The 3842-nt window shown below is 79.8% G+C and carries 3 protein-coding genes; all 3 read right to left on the bottom strand.

Going from position 1 to position 3842, the window contains the following annotated elements; genetic code table 11:
- A partial coding sequence (locus ACIQOV_RS31645; protein ID WP_401054111.1) for an NAD-dependent epimerase/dehydratase family protein occupies positions 1-835 on the bottom strand: 835 nt, incomplete at its 3' end.
- Between the two features lie 136 nt (positions 836-971).
- The gene (locus ACIQOV_RS31650) at positions 972-2075 is read right to left on the bottom strand and encodes a hypothetical protein (protein WP_401054112.1); all 1104 of its coding nucleotides are present in this window, start codon (positions 2073-2075) and stop codon (positions 972-974) included.
- The gene (locus tag ACIQOV_RS31655) at positions 2075-3706 is read right to left on the bottom strand and encodes a DUF3492 domain-containing protein (protein WP_401054114.1); all 1632 of its coding nucleotides are present in this window, start codon (positions 3704-3706) and stop codon (positions 2075-2077) included. Before ACIQOV_RS31655 ends, ACIQOV_RS31650 begins: the two co-directional genes overlap by 1 nt.
- Positions 3707-3842 lie beyond the last annotated feature (136 nt).

Consider the following 3842-nt stretch of genomic DNA (forward strand, 5'->3'; position numbering starts at 1 on the left):
CCTCCGGCCGGTGCCCCGGCAGGTGGTGGCCGGGCAGGTGGTCGCCGCCCGCCCCGGCGGCCTGCGCGGGCAGCAGGACCTGCCGGTTCTCCTCGACGATCTGCCCCTCGAAGCCCGAGGCCCGCACCAGCAGCTGGGCCGCGTCCCGGGCCCGCACGGCGTGCCCGCTGCCGATGTTGATCACCCCGGTGGCGGCCGACACCGCGGCCGCCCGGATGGCCCGCGCGACGTCCCGCACGTCCACGAAATCCCGGTATCCGGACAGGTCCGGCATCCGCACCTGGTGCTCGTCCCGCTCCAGCGCCCGCCGCAGGCCCTCGGCCAGCCGCCCGAACAGCGAGGCGGTCGGCGCCCCCGGGCCCACCACGTCGAACACCCGCAGCACCGCCGCGTCCAGCCCGGAGGCCAGCACCAGCTCCGTCCCGGCCAGCTTGGACACCCCGTACGGGCCGACCGGCCGCGGCTCGGCCTGCTCGGACACCGGCACCCCGCCGGGCACCGGCCCGTACTCGGCGGCCGAGCCGACGTGCACCAGCCGGGCCGGCTCCCGGCTGCGCCGGATGGCCTCGCAGACGGTCGCGACGGCCAGCGTGTTCGACCGGATCAGGGTGCGCGAGCTGCCGTAGGTGGCGCCCGCGCAGTTGATCACCACCTGCGGCGCGACCGCGTCCAGGAACCGGGCCAGCGCGCCCGGGCTCCCCGTGGTCAGGTCGAAGCGGATGTCGGCCGAGTCGCGCCGGCCGAGCACCGTCACCTGCAACTCCTGGTCCATCAGCAGACGATCGGTGACCCGGCGGCCGATGAAGCCGTCGGCGCCCAGCAGCAGCACCCTCATCGGGGGTGTCCTTCCACGAAGCCAGTTCGGGACGACCTGGCGGACTGAGTTCAACGAACGGGACGAGAGCGGGGATCACGCGGCGGATCCCCGCGGTGGAGCGACGGAGCGGGTGGACGGTGTCGGCGGACGGCGCTCAGCGGTGCGAGCCGGCCCGGCCGAGCACCGCCCCGGCGTACGCCAGCAGCGCCACCGCGACGGTGCCGCCGCCGAGCAGCCAGGCCTCCGGGGCGGAGCGCCCCAGGGCGAGCGGCCCGAGCACCGCGGCGGCCCCGGCCGACGCCGCCGCCGCGGCGGCGGCCGTCCGGCCGCACCGCGCCAGCAGCACCGGCAGCACCAGCAGCAGGCCCAGCACGCCCTGCGCCGCCCACTGGGCGGGGCCGGCCCGCTCGACCGCCAGGTGCAGCGGCCCGCCGCCGTGGCCCGGCCCGGGGCGCGGCGCGACGACGGCCAGCACGGCCAGCGCGGCGAAGCTCAGCACCCCGAGCACCGCCAGGTGCAGGGCCAGCGCGACCGGGAGCACCGGCCGCATCCGGGCCCGGAACTCGGCCAGGGTGCCCGCCGTACCCAGGTGGCCGCGGCCGACCTGCCGGTACCAGCGGGCCGTCCGCTCGGCCGCCCCGGCCGAGACCGCCGCCGCCAGCACCAGCGCGACGGCCTGCGGACGGTCCCCGCCCGGTACGGCCGAGGGGAGCAGCAGCAGCGCGGCCAGGCCCAGCCCGTGGCCCAGCGCCGCCGGGCGCAGCCGGGAGCCCGGGAGCGGCCGGGGCGCCGGTGCCCCGGCGGGCCCCGGCCCCAGGGCGTCCGGCGGGCGGACGGGTCCGGCGCACGGCGGGCCGGGATCGGCCGGGGACGGCGCGGTCAGCGCGGGCAGCAGCACCAGCGGGACGGCGGCGGACAGCAGCACCGGCCAGCGCGGCCCGAGCGCGGCCACCCCCGCGCAGGGCAGCGCGGCCAGCGCGGCGGCGGTCAGCGCGGCCCGGGCGGCGGCTCCGCCCGACCGCCGCTTCACCGGCCGGGGCGCCGGCGGGCGGCGGGGCACCCGGGCGTACAGCTCCTCGGCCAGCGAGAAGAGGTCGGCGTGCCGGCAGCGGGCGGCGGTGTCCGGGCCGAGCCCGGCCTCCTCCAGCCCGGCGGCGATCTCCAGCGGGTCGACGGCGCGCTCGCACAGCCCGCGGTGCTCCGCCATCACCTCGCGCACCGGGTCCGCGCTGCCGCCGAGCAGGGTCCCGCCCGGCATCAGCGGGCCTCCGCGAGTTCGGCCCGCCGCCCGGCCGGCTCCCGCGCCCCGTCCGGGTTCGCGTTCCCCTCCTCCGGGGTGCCGCCCCCGCGCGGGCCGTCGGCCAGCCAGTACTCGGCGGGACGGGCGAACGGGCGCGGCGCGGGCCCGCCTTCCCCGCCGCCCCCGCCGCCGGGGAAGGCCGGGTACTGCGAGACCAGCTCCAGGTAGATCTCCCGGAACGCGCCGATCACCGGCTCCACGGCGAAGCGTTCCTGCGCCCGCAGCCGCCCGGCCAGCCCGAGCCTGCCCCGCCGCTCCTCGTCGCGCAGCAGCGCCAGGCAGGCGCCGGCCAGGGCGCGCGGATCGCGGGCGGGCACCAGCAGCCCGGTCGGCCCGACCACCTCGCGGGCCACCCCGACATCGGTGGAGACCACCGCCCGGCCGCTGAGCATCGCGTCCGCGAGCAGCCGGGGGCTGCGCTGGGAGAGCCCCGAGAAGACCGTCGCCGTGCCCGCCTCCCAGGCCCCGGCGAGGGAGCCGGGCCGCCCGGCGAAGTCCACCGCCGGGGCCACCCCCAGCCGTTCGGCCACCGCCGCGCAGTGCGCCCGGTAGCCGGGCGCCGCCTCCTCGCCGTACACCACCAGCCGGGCGCCGGGCAGTTCGGCGCGGACCCGGGCGAGGGCGTGCAGCGCGAGTTCGAGGTCCCGGCCCGGCTCCAGCGCGCCCGCCCACACCAGGGTCGGCGCCGCGGGCTCCGGCCCGGCGGCCGGGCGGTCCACCGCCGGCGTGCCCTCGTACACCACCCGGGTGCGCGCCGGGTCGGCCCCGCAGCGGCGCTGCCACTGCTGGTCGTGGGCGCTGCCGGGGGTGAGTATCGCGGCCTGCCGGTAGGTCTCCCCGGTGAGCGCCCGGAAGAAGGACAGCAGCAGGGCGCGGACCGGCCACCGGTACGGCGCCTCGCGGTAGCCGAGGTACTGCTCGCGCAGGTGCAGGCCGTGCTCGGTGACCACGTACGGCACCCCGTGCAGGTGCCGGGCCACCAGGGCGGGCAGCGCGGCCGGACCGCCGCCGACCACGTGGCACAGGTCGGCCGCGCCGAGGCCGCCGGGGCCGGTGCCGTACCAGGGCGCGGACAGCGGGCGCAGGCACTGCTCCAGCAGGTCCGCCGCGACCAGCACGTCGCACACCAGCGGCTGCCCGGCCGAGGTGTCCGCGCCGGGCAGCCGCCAGATCCGTTCCAGCAGCCGGCGGGCGTGCGCGGAGGCCAGGAAGGCGGGCAGCGTGCCGTCCTCCCGGGCGAGCGCCGCCAGCCGGTACAGCCCGGGCCCGAAGCCGGCTCTCTCCGCGGGCAGAACCAGGGCCCGCACCAGTTGTTCGTACGCCCCGGCGTACCGGCGTCTGCGCACCGCGCCCGGCGCCCGGCCGCCCGGCCGGCGCCCCCACAGCGCCAGCTCGTGCGGGCCGCGCAGGACGGCCGGCAGCCGCTCCGCGGTGTCCGGGGCCCGCCGGACCGGCCCGGGCCGCGGGCCGGTCAGCAGGTACAGCTCGAACCCGTGCTCCGGCAGGCCCTCGGCCAGCCGCTCGCACCAGCCCCCGGCACCACGCCGGGAATGCGGACGGACACCCTCGGTGAGCAGGGCAACGCGCACGGGAGACCTCCAGGGCAGAGCGGATTCGCTGGGCGGGATCACGGACGGATCGACGGATTTCCGGGCGGCCCGGGCGGTCGCCCGGGGCGCCCCCGCACGACGGCGGGAACGGTCGGGGAAGGGAGGTCCGGTCGGC

It is taken from the genome of Kitasatospora sp. NPDC091257 (genome assembly GCF_044757675.1).
Lineage (GTDB): Bacteria > Actinomycetota > Actinomycetes > Streptomycetales > Streptomycetaceae > Kitasatospora > Kitasatospora lactacystinica.

Excerpts from the sequence above, each read along its gene's own strand:
- ACIQOV_RS31650 (WP_401054112.1), bottom strand. The coding sequence starts at position 2,075 with ATGCCGGGCGGGACCCTGCTCGGCGGCAGCGCGGACCCGGTGCGCGAG.